The following is a 14,130-nucleotide window of genomic DNA, read 5'->3' on the forward strand; positions in this document are numbered from 1 at the left end:
AGTGTCAGTAAAATTCCGTGACGAACGGGGCGAGCGCCCCAGCGACTGCGTGCTCTAACGCTTCCTGTCGGTCGATGATTCCACTCGTGAGTGCGCCTGCTGCACCCTTCTTTTTCGCTACCTCGGACTCGCCGAGAACGTCGTCCATGATCGGTCCGAGCTCCTCACCGTCTCGAATCCGACGGGCGACGGAATCCGGGAGTTGGAGGCGTGAGCCTGCTCCTCGTCCGACCGTCTCGCCGTCCGTCACCGCGGCCCACATTATAAGGAAGAGGCCGTTCGAACCGGGTACGTCTGCAACGCCACCTTCCAGTCCGATTCCGAGATCGAACTCGGACGCACTACGACGAGCGCGACGTGCACGGGTTTCCGCCCCTTCGACCGTCTCCGCTTCACCGAACGGTTGTTCCGCGACACCGGACTCGACGGCCACCGACTCGACGATGACTCGTTCGGACATGACTCGTTCGGACATGACTCGTTCGGACATGACTCGTTCGGACGTTTCACCGAGGTTGTCGAACACGGCCTCGACTGCGGCGATTTTCACTGGGTTCCGACTACCGACACCGACTCGCATGGTTCCCATCTGTCGTCCGCCGGATTTGGTGTTTTCTACTTCATCGCCGATGGATGGAGCGTCGCGGCCATCGTCTCGATTCCTTCGATGAGTCGCGGACTCGGCTGGTTCAGGAGGGAGTCATCGAGTACGTGAACCGCACCGCGATTTATCGCGGGAATCGACCAATCGCGGTTCAGCACGATTTCGGGGTCGCTTCGCTCACCGTGGCCACAGACGTGGAGAAAAACGTGTTCTGGTTGGCTTTCTTCGAGCAGGAAGCGCTCGACTTCGGACGACCGCTCACCGGGTGACAAAAACGGATACCGACCCCCTGCGGCACGAACCGCGTCCGGAACCCAATTTCCAGCGGCCGTCGGCGGGTCCGACCACTCCTCGCAGTAGACGACTGGTCGCGGACAGTCCGCGACCAGTCGTCGAACATGCTCGATGCGACTTCGCGCACGCCGGGCGAGGTTGGCTCCCTCCTGTGGACGACCGATCGCGTGTCCGAGCGTGGCGAACGACTCTATCACGTCACCCAATGTTCGTGGTTCCACGTGGACGACTCGATGGCCTCGTTTCTGCAACTCGTCACGAACGTCCACCTGTAGCGGGTCAGCAGTGAGTACGAGGGTGGGGTCGTGCGCTTCGATCGCTTCGAAATCCGGATTCAACCAACCGCCGACTACCGGAGCATCGACCGGGCAATGATGCGTGACGCCGACGACTCGCTCCGTTGCATCGAGTTCACGAAGCGTTTCGCTCGCACTCGGCGCGAGTGAGACGATGCGGTCTGCTGTCATCGGTATCCCCTTGTTTCGAACTGGAGTAAATGTTGTCTTACCGTGCGGAAATGGGGGCTTAAATATTTCGCTCGCCTGACGCTGGATGGCTATTTCACGCCCCGTGTGACTGTTTCACGAACTCCCCGTCGTCCAAAAACGAATTCTTTAAGTATGTTTCGTCCTAACGGCAGGTTAAGAGTAGCGGCCCCGGGTTTTTCAGGTTTTTCCCTGCCCGGTAGCCGACGCGCCCTCCCCAGGGAGGAGTGTTTCACATGCCAAAAACGTCAATCAGAACGAGAACCGACGAATCCGAAGTAGAAGAGCAACGAAACGAGGGTCAAAGCTGTCCGGAATGCGGTGGCAAACTCGTCGCCGATTCGGGTCACGGCGAAACCCTTTGTGAGGACTGTGGACTGGTCGTCGATGAAGACAATGTCGACCGTGGACCGGAGTGGCGTGCCTTCGACGCCAAGGAGAAAAACGAGAAGTCCCGCGTCGGTGCGCCGACGACGAACACGATGCACGACAAGGGACTGTCGACCAACATCGACTGGCGGAACAAGGACGCCTACGGGAATTCACTCGGCTCTCGCCAGCGCGAGAAGATGCAGCGACTTCGCAAGTGGAACGAGCGGTTCCGCACCCGCGACAGCAAGGAGCGCAACCTCAAGCAGGCGCTCGGCGAAATCGACCGGATGGCCTCCGCACTCGGTCTGCCAAACAACGTGCGCGAGATGGCGAGCGTCATCTATCGGCGCGCGCTGAACGAGGACCTCCTGCCGGGACGTTCCATCGAGGGCGTCTCGACGGCCTGTGTCTACGCCGCGGCGCGACAGGCCGGTGTTCCGCGCAGTTTGGACGAAATCACGGACGTGAGCCGCGTGGAAAAAAGCGAAGTGGCGCGGACCTACCGATACGTGGTGCGCGAACTCAAACTGGAAGTTCGGCCTGCCGACCCCGAGAGCTACGTCCCGCGATTCGCGTCCGGTCTCGACCTCTCGGACGAAGCGGAACACCGCGCCCGCGAACTCCTGAAGAACGCGAAAGAACAGGGCGTCCACAGCGGCAAGTCGCCGGTCGGCCTCGCGGCCGCCGCGGTGTACGCCGCCGCCCTCCTGACCAACGAAAAAACGACGCAGGCGGAAGTCAGCGACGTCGCCGACATCAGCGAAGTTACGATTCGTAACCGCTACCACGAACTACTCGAAGCTGAAGAAGGCACCGTCGCGCTGTAATTTCTCCCGAACGATTTGAAAAGATGTTTTGCGGTGCGCCGATATGTCCACATAGCGACTGCTATGGAAACAGAGCACGAGATTCACGTCGGGAACGCCAGTGAGAGTCATCTTCCCGACGATTCGATCGACCTCGTCGTTACCTCGCCGCCGTACCCGATGATCGAGATGTGGGACGACTTGTTTTCGCGGCTGAATTCGGACATCGGGGATGCGCTGGCGCGCGAGGACGGCGACACCGCGTTCGAGTTGATGCACGACGAACTCGACGCCGTCTGGGCCGAAGTCACCCGCGTGTTGAAACCCGGTGGGATTGCGGTGATAAACGTCGGCGATGCGACTCGGAAGGTCGATGGGACGTTTCAGCTCTTTCCGAATCACTCGCAGGTGCTCCACAAAATGCGAAATCGGGGGTTCCGACCGCTTCCGGACATCCTCTGGCGCAAACCCTCGAACCGTCTGACGAAGTTCATGGGGTCGGGGATGCTGCCGCCGAACGCCTACACCGCTCTCGAACACGAGTATCTCCTCGTCTTTCGAAACGGCGATTCGCGGCAGTTCGAACCCGGTGCCAATCGACGATACGAGGCCGCGTACTTCTGGGAGGAAAGAAACGAGTGGTTTTCGGACCTTTGGACCGAGGTTCGCGGCGAGGGACAAGAGTTGGATCACGGCGACCTGCGCGAACGGTCGGCGGCGTTTCCCTTCGAACTGCCGTATCGACTCATCTCGATGTTCTCCGTCTACGGTGACACCGTCCTCGACCCATTTTGGGGCACCGGTACGACCTCGCTCGCCGCGATGGTTGCAGGGCGAAACTCCGTCGGCTACGAACTCGAACCCGACTTCATGGACCTGTTCGAGGAGCGGGTCGAGACGGTGGACGAACTGTCCACCGAGATACTCCGCACGCGACTCGACGACCACCGCGAGTTCGTCGGCGAGCACGATGGATCGCTTGCGTACGACTCCGAAAACTACGACTTTCCGGTCAAAACGGCGCAAGAACGGGACATCCAGTTCTACGAAGTGATAGACGTAACCCGTGACGGAACCAGATTTTTCGCCACGCACGAACCGTATCGCGAGTAGTCGATCCGATCCGAGTAGCCTTTTGTGCTGTCGGGGTGACCATCCGCCATGGAGTTCGATTCGTTCGCCCTTATGGCGAGCACGGCAACCCTCGGGGATGAACCCCGGGTCCGTGATCACGCCGATATGGTGGAGTTTCGGATGGACTTGGCGACCGACCCGCTCGACCAACTCGCGGCCTACGACGGCGAACTACCGATTCTCGCCACGAACCGCGCTTCGTGGGAAGGAGGCAAGGCGACCGGTGGCGAGACCAGACTGGACGCGCTCGAAACCGCCGTACAAAACGACGCCGTGGCCGCAATCGACCTCGAACTGGAGACGCTCCTTTCGGGCGACGGAAAGCGAGTGATTGAGCAGGCCCGCCAACACGACGCGGCAGTCGTGGCCTCGATTCACGACTTCGAAACGACACCCCCCAAAAAGCGAATGTACGAACTGCTCGAACGGGCGACCGACCACGCCGATGTGGGAAAACTGGCGGTGACCGCCAACTCCCGCTCCGATGTGCTCGATCTGTTCTCGGTGACGGACCGACTCACGGAAGACGGACGTCGGGTCGCGACCATAGCAATGGGTGAAATCGGTCGCCATTCGCGGGCTGTCGCGCCGGTTTATGGGTCAAAAATCGGCTACGCTCCACTGGATTCGGCTGATGCCACTGCACCCGGGCAATACGATTTGGCAACCTTGTCCCACCTCGTGCAAGAGCTGTCGTGATGAGTTTGCGTGGGGCTTCGTACCGTCGTTTGTTGCGATTGGAATGTAGTCGGCCCGGACTTGGCAAACGCCGGGGGTCACGTTCGCCGGAAAAATCCAGCAGCGAATCGTTCTTCGAAAATGTCAGAAAAGCACCACGGAATAGCTACCTTGCAAGAAAGCCGTATTGCAAGGATTTAACACCGCTCGCCAACAACCCTCGGAAAATGACACAACGGCGTCCGTGGCTTGCGGCCGGACTGGCGTTCATCTATCCCGGTTTGGGGCACGCCTACCTCCGCCAGTGGCTTCGCGCGCTTCTCTGGTTCGGATTCGCCCTCGTCACCGCGATGGTGTTCATCCCTCCCGAGACGTTTCAGGCGGTCGAAACCGGTGGTTTTACGGCCTATTCGCAGGCAGTACAGGGACTCAAAACGAGCGTCGTCCTTCCGATTCTCGTCGTCCAATTGTGTAACATCTTGGATGCCTACTGGACGGCTTTGCGTGGTAACCGCGCACCGACGACCGGATCCTCCGGCGACGGAGAACTTCGCTGTCCACACTGCAATCGAAGCGTAGACGACGACCTTGAGTTCTGTCACTGGTGTACGAACCCGATAGACAAAGAGACGTCCGCATAGCAACCAACCGTCGGCCGGTTGCGTTTGGCTGTTCGGACTACTGTTCGATGATGCTCTCTTCGATGCTCTCGCCGAAGTGGCGCGCACCGCCCTCCAAATAGAGTTTCAGTTCGTCGCCAACTTCGAGGTCGGTGACCGCTTTTCGGCCGTCTCGCGTGGGGACTTTGATCGTCTCCGCATTCTGGAGCAGGGTCTCTACCCGGTCGCCCTCCGCCGTTTCGACCTCGACGCGGAACATCGGACGCTTTTCGATTTTCACCCGCCCGACCACTGCTTCGCGGGTGTTGCCATCGGTATCGACGAGTTGGACCTCGTCACCGCTCGTGAGTTCCGAGAGGTACTTCGTCCCGCCGTCGGGAACACGAACGTAGGCGTGGACCGCTCCCGCGTTCACCCGGAAGGGCCGCGAAGCGACGTAGGGTGACTCCGCGGTTTCCGCGTGGACGAAAAAGAGACCCCGCGACATCGAACCGATGAGCATCCCCTCGTCGTGTTCCATCAACGACCCTGTATCGACACAGACGCGGTCCGCGCTTCCCGTCTGTTCGATGGTCAGTACTTCGCCCCACTCCAAATCGAGCGTTTCGCGCTCCGCGGCGTCCCGAACGTCAACGGTTGCGCGAATCTCGTCCGGATTATCGCTGTCGAGCAGGACGGCGTCGGCTCCCAGTTCCAGCGTCTCGAACGCGGTTCGGGCTTCGTCCGCGCTCGTGACTCCGGCCACGAGTTCCGTCTCCTCGCCGATTCGGGCGATGAGGTTTTCGAGCGGGATGATGGTCCAGTCCTCGCCGACGACGATGGTGTAGTCGGCTGCTTCTGCCGCGGCTTCGGCGAACGCCTCGTACTCCTCGCTCAGGATACGGACGAACGCTCCCTCGGCTTCGTCTTCACGGCGGAGCGTTGAAAGGTCGGCCGACCCCGAGAAATCCGATGGGAGGTCAACCGTGCCGTCACCTTCGCCATCCTTGCCCACGATTCTGGCGTCCGGTTCGGGCGCGAACTCCTCTTCGACGTCGATGACGTGGACGTCGCCGTCGGTACGAAACGCCGCGACGTCGACTTCGCCGAGCTTTCGTACGCGCTCTACGTCGCGTTCGTCGACGAGAACCCAGTCTACACCGGCTTCCAGTCCGGCGGTGATTCGTTTACGACGGTCGTCCCAGTCGCCGACCTCGGAATCGGCTTTGAGCCACACGGAGCGTGTCATATTTTCACGGTCGAATCGTGGTGGCTTGAACGTGGCGGATACGGCGATGTCTCCGCCCTCGATTGTTTATTTCTCAACAGATCTGCCATCCACCATCCACATGGAGGAGTTCGCCGGTCACGTATCCAGCGGCCTCGCTCGTGAGGAACAGTGCCGCACCTGCGATATCTTCGGGATATCCCGGCCTACCGAGGGGTATCGGTTTCAAAAACCCGCCGGTTCGGGCGTCTTCTTTCATTTGCTCGGCGAGCCCGTCAACGAACTCGGTCGCGATTTGGCCGGGGGCAACGGCGTTTACCCGAATCCCGTGTTCGGCAAGCTCGAGCGCGGTACCGCGTGTAATCATTCGCACTGCACCCTTCGTCGCATCGTACTGCACCTGTCCATGTTGGGCGACGTTCGAGGAGATGGACGCCGTATTGAGGATGTTTCCGGGCTCGCCCCGTTCCAACATGTCGCTTGCGGCGGCCTGTGTCCCGAAGAAAACACCCTTCGTGTTGACGGCGAATATTCGGTCGAAGTCCTCGGGCGAAACATCGACGAAGTCACCCTCGACGAACAGTCCAGCGTTGTTGACCATCACATCCACGCCCCCGAACTCGTGGGCTGCCGCCACGACCGATTCTATTTCGTCTGGGTCTGAGACGTCCGTTTCGACGAATTCTGCCTCGCCACCCTGCTCGATGATTCGCTCGTGTGTCGGAATCGTCTCACCCACGTCCTTCGGGTTTTCGCGCACATCGGCGACGATAACCGTCGCGCCCGCGGCGCCGTACCGTGTGGCAATTGCCCTCCCGATACCGGAACTGCCGCCCGTTACGATGACCGTCTCGTCACTGTAGTCGTATGTCGGCGAACCCATAGAAAAGGGTCGGGCGGAGTGGTAGGTAATTGATTTGGCCAACGGAGTTCGAGAACGAGTCGCCGAGACGAACGTCAACAGTTACGCGTTGGCCAGTAGCCCGACTTCATCGAGCGCGTCTTCGGCGGACAGATCATCGTGAACGACGCTGGAAACCGCGCGTGCAATCGCTTCCGGATTCTCGTGTTGGAAGACGGAGCGGCCGATCGAGACGCCCGCCGCGCCCGCATCCATCGCACCGCGAACCGCGTCGAGGGTTGCTTCGTCGCCTCCGGGAGCGCCCCCTGCGATAACCACCGGGAGGCGCGTCGATTCGACGACGTGTTCGAAACTTTCGCTGTCCCCGCTGTAGGCCGTTTTCACCACGTCCGCACCGACCTCTTCCGCAAGCCGAACTGCGTGGCCGAGGCTCTCTGCATCGTGTTCGTCTACGCCCGGTCCGCGGGCGTAGGACATGGCGAGAACGGGCATACCGAACTTGTCCGCCTTGCTGCACACCTCCGCGAGGTCGGTGATCTGGTCGGGTTCGTGGTCGCTCCCGACGTTGATATGGAACGAAACGGCGTCGGCCCCGACGCGAATGGCTTCCTCGACGGTACCGGTCATTCGTTTGTCGTTCGCGTCCGGGCCGATGGTCGTCGAAGCGTTCAGATGGACGATGTACCCCGCGCCGTTTTTGTCCGGATGGACGCGTGGTGCGATCCCTTTCTGTGTGAGAACGGCGTCCGCCCCCCCACGTGTTACCGCGTCGATCGTGGCTTCGATGTTTTTCAGGCCGCGTACTGCACCCAATGTAATCCCATGGTCCATCGGAACGATGACGAACCGCCCGTCACGTCCGATGCGGTCGAGTCGTGCTGAAATTCCCGTGTTCATTGTATGTGAATATGTGGCAAGCTAGTTTGAAATTCATTCCGGTTGCGGCACTTCCTCTTCGCCGCTGAGTGCCCCAGATTTAAGTTCCGTGGCTTTCGATTCGAGTCGCTCCGCGACGTTCTCCCCGGAGGCGATGATATCCACGAGGGCACTCCCGACGACGACGCCGTCAGCGCCTCCCGCAACGATCTCCTTCGCGTGATCTCCCTCGCTCACGCCGAAACCGACCGCCTTCGGCAGGTCGGTTTCGGCGAGGCGCCCGAGACTGTCGTGGGTTGCGCTGCTCACGTTCGCCTGAGCACCAGTCGTTCCCATTCGGGCCTGTACGTAGACGAATCCGGACGCTTGCGCAAGGATTTTCGCTTCACGCTCGTCCGTGGTCGTCGGTGCGACGATGAACACGAGGTCGAGGCCGTGTTCGTCGCAGGCCTCTCTGAGCGGGTCGCTTTCCTCGACCGGGAGGTCGGGGACGATAAGACCGGATATGCCAGCATCTCCCGCGGCGGCAACGAACGCCTCGACGCCCTCCGAATCACCGTACTGATAGATGAGGTTGTAGTAAGTCATACAGACGATCGGTACGTCCACGTCCAGCTCGGCGACGAGGTCGAGGTAGCGCTCGGGCGTCATTCCGCCGGAAAGCGCGCGCTGAATGGCGTTCTGGATCGTCGGCCCGTCCGCAATCGGTTCCGAGAACGGCAATCCGAGTTCGATGACGTCGGCCCCGCCTCGTGCGAGTGCGTTGACGTACTCCTTCGTCGCCTCCTGGTTCGGGTCACCAGCGACGACGTAGGGAACCAGTGCCGGTTCGTCGCGGAACGCGGGTCCGAGGGCTGATCGTCGGTCGCTCATTCGAATACCTCCATACTCGGCGCGGCATCGATGCCGCGTTTCTCGCTCTCCTCGATGACCGTATCGAGATCCTTGTCCCCCCGTCCGGAGACGTTGACGACGACGAGGTCGCCCAATTCCTCCGCCGCTTCCAGATATGCGATCGCGTGGCTCGACTCCAGTGCAGGGATGATCCCTTCCAGTTTCGAAAGACGGTGGAACGCCTCGAGTGCGGCATCGTCTCCGACGCTGACTGGTGTTACGCGACCCGTTTCGGCGAGATGTGCGAGCTCCGGCCCGACGCCGGAGTAATCGAGTCCCGCGCTCACGCTGTGGGATTCGAGGATTTGTCCGTCCTCGCTCTGAAGCAGTTTCGTCCGCGCACCGTGAAGTACGCCGTTCTCGCCCGTCGAAAGCGAGGCTGAATGCGGGGCGAGGCCTTCGTCTTCGTCGATCGTCAGGCCGGACCCGCCCGCTTCGACTGCGAACAGCGAGACGTCCTCATCTCCGACGAATTCGTGAAACGCGCCCATCGTGTTCGACCCGCCACCCGCGCAGGCGACGACGCTGTCGGGCAGTCTTCCCGCTTGCTCCTGAATCTGCTCCCTCGCTTCCTCACTGATGACCGCCTGAAAATCCCTCACCATTCGTGGGAAGGGATGGGGCCCGACGACGCTCCCGATGACGTAGTGGGTGTCCTCCACGTTGGTCGCCCAGTCGCGCATCGTCTCGTTGATGGCTTCTTTCAGCGTTCCGGAGCCGACATCCACGGGATTCACGTCCGCGTCGTGGGTTCGCATCCGGAAGACGTTCGGGCGCTGACGGTTGATGTCGGTTCGCCCCATGTACACCTCGCAGTCGATGCCGAGGTACGTCGCGGCCATCGCGGTCGCGGTGCCGTGCTGGCCCGCGCCAGTTTCCGCGACGATTCGGTCCTTGCCCATGTACTTCGCCAGCAAGACCTGCCCGAGCGCGTTGTTCAACTTGTGTGCTCCACCGTGAACCAGATCCTCGCGCTTCAGGTAGATGTCGCGATCGTATCGTTCGCTGAGTGCATCCGCGTACTGCAAGGGGGTCGGTCGGCCACCGAAATCACGGAGATGGCGACGGAATTCGTCCATGAAGTCGTCCTCGTTTTCCAAGACGTATCGCTCGTACGCCGACTGGAGTTCTTCGATAGCGGGCATGAGCACTTCCGGTACGTACTGGCCGCCATATTCGCCGAATTTTGCGTCGTTTTCGGTATCGCTCCCGTTCGCGCTCATGCGGAAACCAGCCTCCGTGTATTTTCGGCTACATCCCCGTCCATGATCGCACTCCCGACGAGGAGAGCGTCTGCGCCTGCCTCGCGCATCCGCCGTGCATCGTCGGGCGTCGTGATCCCACTTTCGGCGACGAGGGTCACGTCGTTCGGCACGTCGGGTGCGACCGTTTCGAAGGTGTCCAGATCCACCGTCAGTTCGGTGAGGTCACGATTGTTCACGCCGACGATGTCCGCGCCGGCGTCCACCGCGATTTTCAGTTCGTCACTCGTGTGGACTTCCACGAGCACCTGAAAACCGCGGTCACGGGCCGACGTGACCAGTCGTTCGAGGTCGTCCACGAATCGGGCAATGAGCAAAACGAGGTCGGCAGCCACCGTGTCGAATTGTGCCTCCTCCACGATGAAATCCTTGCGGAGTACGGGAACGTCCACCGCCTCGCGAACCCGGCGGAGGGTCTCCGCCGAACCGCCGAAATGCGTCGGTTCGGTCAGCACTGAGAGAGCAGTTGCACCCCCCTCAACCATTCCTTCGGCTAGTTCTACCGGATCATCTGATCGGTTCCCGTCCGTCGTCGGACTTGTCGGCTTTATTTCCGCGATGACTGGCACCCGCCCGTCCGCCTCCGCGTGTGCGATCGCCTCCGGAAGCGAGCGAGCATCTACGGACACGTGCTCGTCGGGTGTGTCTCGGTTTCTCGCATCCCGAAGTATGGACTGCACCGCGGGTGCGAGTTCGTCTCCTGCGTTCATTATCGTACATCAACGGACTAGTTTGTACATAAGGCTTGCGTCCGTTGGACACGAATGTTGATGTTTCCGAGGTGCGTTCTCCCCGATATGGACGAGAATGCCGGTATCTACGCGCAGGAGTCGCCCTATCTGGAGCGGTTCGTGCAGATGGGGGTCGCAAGCGGTCGCATTTTGCGGGTCACGTTCCCTCGCGAGGCCGACGACGATACCGAGGAAGACCACGCGGTCCTAGACCGAATCATCGCGTATTTGGAAGGCGTGGAGGATAATTTCGACGACGTGCAGGTCGCTCTGACGCTCCCGACCGACCAACGAAACGTCCTCGAAGCGGTGCGAAAAATCCCCTACGGCGAGCAGGTAAACGTCGAAACGCTGACCCGAATGACCTCCGACCTCGACCACACCGAGGACGCGGATTTGGATCTCGTTCGGACTGCCTTGGACAGCAACCCAGCGCCCCTCCTCGTTCCCGACCACCGGGTTCGTGACGGTCCAAGTGCGGCACCACCGGACGTAGAGCAGAAACTGCGGTCGTTGGAAGGACTGTAATCGATTCGCCCCACCGTCCCGTTTCACCTCGAACGTTCCTTGCTATCGCGGTGGATGACTTTTTGACGACTGCCAACGTATCTTCCCGCATGTACGTCCGGGATGCCAAAAACAGGGAGGAAGTCTGGCTGCTCGACAACATCGAGGCGATGGGGTTAGACGAAACCGCCTTTCGGTCCCGCGACTACGTCATCGCCATCGACGAAGAGTCAGGCGAAAAAGCCGGGTTCGGTCGGATTCGAATCCACAAACCCGACGATGCACCGGAAATCTGTGAGCTGACCAGCATCGGTGTCGTAAAAGCGTGGCGCGAACAGGGGGTCGGCGCGCACGTCATCGAACGCCTCATCGACAAAGCTGGGGACGACGGTTTCGAGGCGGTGTACGCCCTCGTCGGTGTCCCCGATTTCCTCGCGCAGTTCGGATTCGAAGCCATCGAGGTCGACGATTTGCCCGGAAAACTTCGGGAGCGACTCGGCGCGAAGCGCGAGCGGACCGAACCGGACGCTATCCCGATGATGCTCTCAGTCGGTGAGTTCGAGATGCCCGACCGCCTGCGCGAGCGGTTCAAAAGCGCCAGACCGCAGGAGACTACACCGTCGGACACGGACGATGCCGACGACATGGCAGAGGAGTTCGGTATCGACCCTGACGAGGCGACATACAAATACGACACCGGGCGACAGTAGTTCGACGTGACTATGGTGTGGGTTTGGAGTTCTTTTCCACTGGTCCCGCTGCTACGGTGACGCAGCTTTGGAAACTCCTGCCGTCTGAATGGAGGACGGTGGTCCCTTTCGTTTTCCCCACGGCCGCTACCGCGTAGACCACCCCCTCCCCAACCGACTTCCCTTCGGTCGTCCCTCGCGCGCTGTCAGCACCGACCCTCGGACGACTGCCCTCCTCGGGCCGATGCCAGCGCGCGCCACATGGAACATCCAGAGTGCGCGAATCGATATGAGCTACCCCGGCGCGTGGGGTTCGGAGTCGACGGTAGCTGGCAATACCGCGGAAAATTCCCGTGCTGGCCGAAGTCGTCCGTCAACTCTTAAGGCTCAGCCCCGCAACAATCCAGACAATGTTCGACGCGGACGACCTCGAAGAAATCCGCCGGGGGAAAGACGACTGGGAGGACGAGACGCTCTCCCCGACAATCGACCGATTCGGTGAACGAAAGGACGAGTTCACGACCGATACGGACGGGCAGTCGGTAGACCGTCTCTACACGCCAAACGACGTGGCCGATCTGGAGTACGAGGAGGACCTCGGCTTCCCGGGCGAGGATCCCTACACGCGCGGCGTCTACCCGACGATGTACCGCGGGCGACTGTGGACCATGCGCCAGTACGCCGGCTTCGGAACGGCGGACGAGACGAACGAACGCTATCACTACCTGCTCGACAACGGCCAGAGCGGTCTCTCGATGGCGTTCGACCTCCCGACCCAGATGGGCTACACCTCCGACGACGAGATGTCGGCGGGCGAAGTCGGAAAGTCGGGCGTGGCCATCGACACGCTGGCCGACATGGAAACCGTCTTCGACGGGATTCCATTGGACGAGGTGAGCACGTCGATGACGATCAACGCACCCGCATCCGTCCTGCTGGCGATGTACATCGCGGTTGGCGACGAGCAGGGCGTCCCCCGCGAACGACTTCGCGGCACGATTCAGAACGACCTGCTGAAGGAGTACATCGCGCGAAACACGTACATCTACCCGCCGGAACCATCGATGCGGGTCATCACGGATATCTTCGAGTTCTGCGCCGAGGAGACGCCGAAGTTCAACACCATCTCGATTTCGGGGTATCACGTCCGTGAGGCCGGTGCGACGGCGGCGCAAGAACTGGCGTTCACACTCGGCGATGGTATCGCGTACGTCGAGGCCGCACTCGACGCCGGACTGGACGTGGACGAGTTCGCGCCCCAACTCTCCTTCTTCTTCAACGCCCACAACGACATACTGGAGGAAGTCGCGAAGTTCCGTGCGGCCCGACGAATGTGGGCCACCATCATGGAGGAGCGATTCGGCGCGGAGAACCCGAAATCGAAACAGCTCAAGTTCCACACGCAGACGGCAGGTTCTACCCTGACCGCCCAGCAGATCGACAACAACGTGGTTCGCGTCGCGTATCAAGCGTTGGCCGCCGTTCTCGGCGGCACGCAGAGCCTTCATACGAACGGGAAGGACGAAGCGCTCGCGCTCCCGACCGAAAAGAGCGTGCGAACCGCGCTCCGAACCCAGCAAATCCTCGCCCACGAAAGCGGGGCCGCGGACACGATCGATCCGCTCGCCGGAAGCTACTACGTCGAGGCACTCACGGACGACCTGGAAGCGGAAGCCTTCGACCTCCTCGATACCATCGACGAGAAGGGCGGAATGCCTTCGGCAATCGAAAGCCAGTGGGTGCAGCGCCAGATTCAGGACGTTGCCTACGACCGCCAGCAGGAAGTCGAGGCTGGCGAGCGGATCATCGTCGGCGTCAACGAGTTCGAGGTGGACGAAGAACCCGAGATGGACATCCAGGAGGTCACCGAAGAGGACGAACGCCGCCAAATCGAGAGCCTGAACGAGGTTCGAGCGGAACGTGACGACGAACGCGTCGAGGAGGTACTTTCCGCACTCCGCACTGCTGCGGAAGGCGACGACAACCTGATGCCGTACATCATCGACGCCGTGAAGGCCTACGCCACGGTCGGCGAAATCTGCAACGTCCTCCGGGACGTATTCGGCGAATACCGCCCCGGAACTGCGGTTTAGGGATTCGATTACCGCA

General features: G+C 61.0%; 15 protein-coding genes. 7 read left to right on the forward strand and 8 right to left on the reverse strand.

The window, feature by feature from the left end:
* Positions 1–4: 4 nt before the first annotated feature.
* Positions 5–589, reverse strand: a complete 585-nt coding sequence (gene yjjX, locus OOF89_RS08850; protein ID WP_266075285.1) for an inosine/xanthosine triphosphatase — start codon at positions 587–589, stop codon at positions 5–7.
* Positions 590–615: 26 nt separating this feature from the next.
* Complete coding sequence (locus OOF89_RS08855; RefSeq protein WP_266075286.1) at positions 616–1,365, reverse strand: cobalamin-binding protein; 750 nt, start codon at positions 1,363–1,365, stop codon at positions 616–618.
* Positions 1,366–1,619: 254 nt separating this feature from the next.
* Between OOF89_RS08855 and OOF89_RS08860 the strand changes: the two genes are divergently transcribed.
* From OOF89_RS08860 to OOF89_RS08875, 4 genes are all read left to right on the forward strand, one after another.
* Entirely contained in the window at positions 1,620–2,582 is a 963-nt protein-coding gene (locus tag OOF89_RS08860) for a transcription initiation factor IIB (protein ID WP_266075287.1), read from the forward strand.
* Between the two features lie 63 nt (positions 2,583–2,645).
* On the forward strand, positions 2,646–3,674 hold the full coding sequence (locus OOF89_RS08865) for a DNA-methyltransferase (RefSeq protein ID WP_266075288.1): 1,029 nt from the start codon (positions 2,646–2,648) through the stop codon (positions 3,672–3,674).
* A gap of 48 nt (positions 3,675–3,722) precedes the next feature.
* Positions 3,723–4,394, forward strand: a complete 672-nt coding sequence (locus tag OOF89_RS08870; RefSeq protein WP_266075290.1) for a type I 3-dehydroquinate dehydratase — start codon at positions 3,723–3,725, stop codon at positions 4,392–4,394.
* A 206-nt stretch (positions 4,395–4,600) separates the two neighbouring features.
* Positions 4,601–5,014: a DUF7575 domain-containing protein gene (locus OOF89_RS08875; protein ID WP_266075292.1), complete on the forward strand. Its 414-nt coding sequence runs from the start codon at positions 4,601–4,603 to the stop codon at positions 5,012–5,014.
* A 37-nt stretch (positions 5,015–5,051) separates the two neighbouring features.
* On the opposite strand, the gene OOF89_RS08880 is transcribed toward OOF89_RS08875, so the two are convergent.
* The 6 genes from OOF89_RS08880 to trpC all read right to left on the reverse strand — a co-directional run bounded on the left by OOF89_RS08880 (position 5,052) and on the right by trpC (position 10,804).
* Complete coding sequence (locus tag OOF89_RS08880) at positions 5,052–6,221, reverse strand: 3-dehydroquinate synthase II (RefSeq protein WP_266075294.1); 1,170 nt, start codon at positions 6,219–6,221, stop codon at positions 5,052–5,054.
* 73 nt (positions 6,222–6,294) lie between these two features.
* Complete coding sequence (locus tag OOF89_RS08885) at positions 6,295–7,083, reverse strand: SDR family NAD(P)-dependent oxidoreductase (protein WP_266075296.1); 789 nt, start codon at positions 7,081–7,083, stop codon at positions 6,295–6,297.
* An 81-nt stretch (positions 7,084–7,164) separates the two neighbouring features.
* Positions 7,165–7,959, reverse strand: coding sequence for a 2-amino-3,7-dideoxy-D-threo-hept-6-ulosonate synthase (locus OOF89_RS08890; protein WP_266075298.1), 795 nt, complete (start codon positions 7,957–7,959; stop codon positions 7,165–7,167).
* 33 nt (positions 7,960–7,992) lie between these two features.
* Positions 7,993–8,811: a tryptophan synthase subunit alpha gene (gene trpA, locus OOF89_RS08895; protein WP_266075300.1), complete on the reverse strand. Its 819-nt coding sequence runs from the start codon at positions 8,809–8,811 to the stop codon at positions 7,993–7,995.
* Positions 8,808–10,055 (reverse strand): tryptophan synthase subunit beta, encoded by a 1,248-nt coding sequence (trpB, locus tag OOF89_RS08900; RefSeq protein ID WP_266075302.1) that lies wholly within the window; start codon positions 10,053–10,055, stop codon positions 8,808–8,810. The genes trpA and trpB overlap by 4 nt, the downstream gene beginning before the upstream one ends.
* On the reverse strand, positions 10,052–10,804 hold the full coding sequence (gene trpC / locus OOF89_RS08905) for an indole-3-glycerol phosphate synthase (protein ID WP_266075304.1): 753 nt from the start codon (positions 10,802–10,804) through the stop codon (positions 10,052–10,054). The genes trpB and trpC overlap by 4 nt, the downstream gene beginning before the upstream one ends.
* A gap of 87 nt (positions 10,805–10,891) precedes the next feature.
* Between trpC and OOF89_RS08910 the strand changes: the two genes are divergently transcribed.
* The 3 genes from OOF89_RS08910 to OOF89_RS08920 all read left to right on the forward strand — a co-directional run bounded on the left by OOF89_RS08910 (position 10,892) and on the right by OOF89_RS08920 (position 14,114).
* Entirely contained in the window at positions 10,892–11,353 is a 462-nt protein-coding gene (locus OOF89_RS08910; RefSeq protein ID WP_266075306.1) for an MGMT family protein, read from the forward strand.
* 89 nt (positions 11,354–11,442) lie between these two features.
* The gene (locus tag OOF89_RS08915; RefSeq protein WP_266075308.1) at positions 11,443–12,042 is read left to right on the forward strand and encodes a GNAT family N-acetyltransferase; all 600 of its coding nucleotides are present in this window, start codon (positions 11,443–11,445) and stop codon (positions 12,040–12,042) included.
* 389 nt (positions 12,043–12,431) lie between these two features.
* Positions 12,432–14,114 (forward strand): acyl-CoA mutase large subunit family protein, encoded by a 1,683-nt coding sequence (locus tag OOF89_RS08920; protein WP_266075310.1) that lies wholly within the window; start codon positions 12,432–12,434, stop codon positions 14,112–14,114.
* The last annotated feature ends 16 nt before the right edge of the window (positions 14,115–14,130 follow it).

The organism is Haladaptatus caseinilyticus (assembly GCF_026248685.1).
Taxonomy (GTDB): domain Archaea; phylum Halobacteriota; class Halobacteria; order Halobacteriales; family Haladaptataceae; genus Haladaptatus; species Haladaptatus caseinilyticus.

What these genes read in the sequence shown, in the direction of transcription:
- yjjX (WP_266075285.1), bottom strand. Translation starts at nt 589, where the DNA reads ATGGGAACCATGCGAGTCGGTGTCGGTAGTCGGAACCCAGTGAAAATC.
- OOF89_RS08880 (WP_266075294.1), bottom strand. Translation starts at nt 6,221, where the DNA reads ATGACACGCTCCGTGTGGCTCAAAGCCGATTCCGAGGTCGGCGACTGG.
- trpB (WP_266075302.1), bottom strand. Translation starts at nt 10,055, where the DNA reads ATGAGCGCGAACGGGAGCGATACCGAAAACGACGCAAAATTCGGCGAA.
- OOF89_RS08890 (WP_266075298.1), bottom strand. Translation starts at nt 7,959, where the DNA reads ATGAACACGGGAATTTCAGCACGACTCGACCGCATCGGACGTGACGGG.
- OOF89_RS08915 (WP_266075308.1), top strand. Translation starts at nt 11,443, where the DNA reads ATGTACGTCCGGGATGCCAAAAACAGGGAGGAAGTCTGGCTGCTCGAC.
- OOF89_RS08885 (WP_266075296.1), bottom strand. Translation starts at nt 7,083, where the DNA reads ATGGGTTCGCCGACATACGACTACAGTGACGAGACGGTCATCGTAACG.
- trpA (WP_266075300.1), bottom strand. Translation starts at nt 8,811, where the DNA reads ATGAGCGACCGACGATCAGCCCTCGGACCCGCGTTCCGCGACGAACCG.
- OOF89_RS08920 (WP_266075310.1), top strand. Translation starts at nt 12,432, where the DNA reads ATGTTCGACGCGGACGACCTCGAAGAAATCCGCCGGGGGAAAGACGAC.
- OOF89_RS08860 (WP_266075287.1), top strand. Translation starts at nt 1,620, where the DNA reads ATGCCAAAAACGTCAATCAGAACGAGAACCGACGAATCCGAAGTAGAA.
- OOF89_RS08875 (WP_266075292.1), top strand. Translation starts at nt 4,601, where the DNA reads ATGACACAACGGCGTCCGTGGCTTGCGGCCGGACTGGCGTTCATCTAT.
- OOF89_RS08910 (WP_266075306.1), top strand. Translation starts at nt 10,892, where the DNA reads ATGGACGAGAATGCCGGTATCTACGCGCAGGAGTCGCCCTATCTGGAG.
- OOF89_RS08870 (WP_266075290.1), top strand. Translation starts at nt 3,723, where the DNA reads ATGGAGTTCGATTCGTTCGCCCTTATGGCGAGCACGGCAACCCTCGGG.
- OOF89_RS08855 (WP_266075286.1), bottom strand. Translation starts at nt 1,365, where the DNA reads ATGACAGCAGACCGCATCGTCTCACTCGCGCCGAGTGCGAGCGAAACG.
- trpC (WP_266075304.1), bottom strand. Translation starts at nt 10,804, where the DNA reads ATGAACGCAGGAGACGAACTCGCACCCGCGGTGCAGTCCATACTTCGG.
- OOF89_RS08865 (WP_266075288.1), top strand. Translation starts at nt 2,646, where the DNA reads ATGGAAACAGAGCACGAGATTCACGTCGGGAACGCCAGTGAGAGTCAT.